Source organism: Vibrio sp. S12_S33, assembly GCF_963889785.1.
GTDB classification, from domain to species: Bacteria; Pseudomonadota; Gammaproteobacteria; order Enterobacterales; family Vibrionaceae; genus Vibrio; species Vibrio aestuarianus.
Genome location: NZ_CAWPQZ010000165.1, coordinates 1 through 1,105, shown reverse-complemented (window position 1 = coordinate 1,105; position 1,105 = coordinate 1). Strand labels below are relative to the sequence as shown.

Genomic DNA, 1,105 nt, shown 5'->3' with positions numbered 1-1,105 from the left:
GCCCATCCTTGTGACACTCGCACCCAGCATGAGCTGTGCTCATCGCCGTTTGAATATCTATCCCACGGGAAATGCAGTTTGACGCGGCCATGTTCGTCACAGAAAATTTCTTCACCATCAGGCCCCACCACATGCGCCATACATGGTCCGTCAGTTTGTGGTTTGGTTTTTGGTGTAGCGCGCCACGTAATAGTGGCCGGGATGAGCGTGAATTGGTTGTTATAAGTGGTTGCGCCGCTGCCCCCCTCTTCTTCCAACGCTTGCGGCTGCTTGCCTTGATGATGCGCTTCAACCACTAACCATTCGCGGTTGGCGCTTTCATCTAAGTGCTCTTGCAAGTCAAACTTGTAGCCCGCTTGCAACGCTGGGTGGTTACTTTCACCCGTAGCGGTGTGCGCTTCGCGTCTTAAGTACTGCAAACGAATTTGGTTAAAGGCTTTACCGTTCACATCGTCTTTAAAGCGACCCGGCGCATCAAAATGCTCGTAAGTGGCTTGTTGGTATTCCATCTCAATGCCTTGCGCTTGCTGGGCAAAAGAGTAGCTAGGCTTTTTGAAACTGTAATCGCGAAGCTCACTGTGGCTGGCTTCGGTTTGAGTGCGCTGGGTAAGGTTGGAGACATAAGGGCTGTCCATCACCCCGCCCGACAATACATTGTAAGGTATTGGCTCACCATGTTTGGGCAGGCTTTGGCTGTCATCACTAAAAAACAGGGTGTGCTTGCCCTCTTCATGAATAACGCTATACACCAAACCTTCTTCTGCCGCTAAACGATGCAGAAAATCGAGGTCGGTTTCTCGGTATTGCACGCAGAATTCTCGCTGGGTCGCTTCACGCTTGAGCGAGAACGCGTAATCGTTAATGCCCATTTCTTGCAGCAGCACAGAGAGGATTTCTGGAACCGTTTTGAGTTGGAAGATACGGCTGTTGTGACGCAACGACAAACGCTCTAACGCCGGCACTAAAGTCAGCGAGTAAAACGTATGGTGATGACCAATATCGCCCTTGCTAAATTGACGAATAATGCCATGCACGCGCTGTACTACAATGCCATCACGCAGCATCTCTAACTGCGCCGGTTTGTCCACCAGCTGCACAGCTTTGA

General features: G+C 50.9%; 1 protein-coding gene. It reads right to left on the bottom strand.

All coding sequences use genetic code 11. The features are described 5' to 3' along the window. The coding region (tssI, locus tag AACW06_RS19670; RefSeq protein ID WP_192076344.1) for a type VI secretion system tip protein TssI/VgrG at nt 1–1,105 on the bottom strand (1,105 nt) is incomplete at both ends.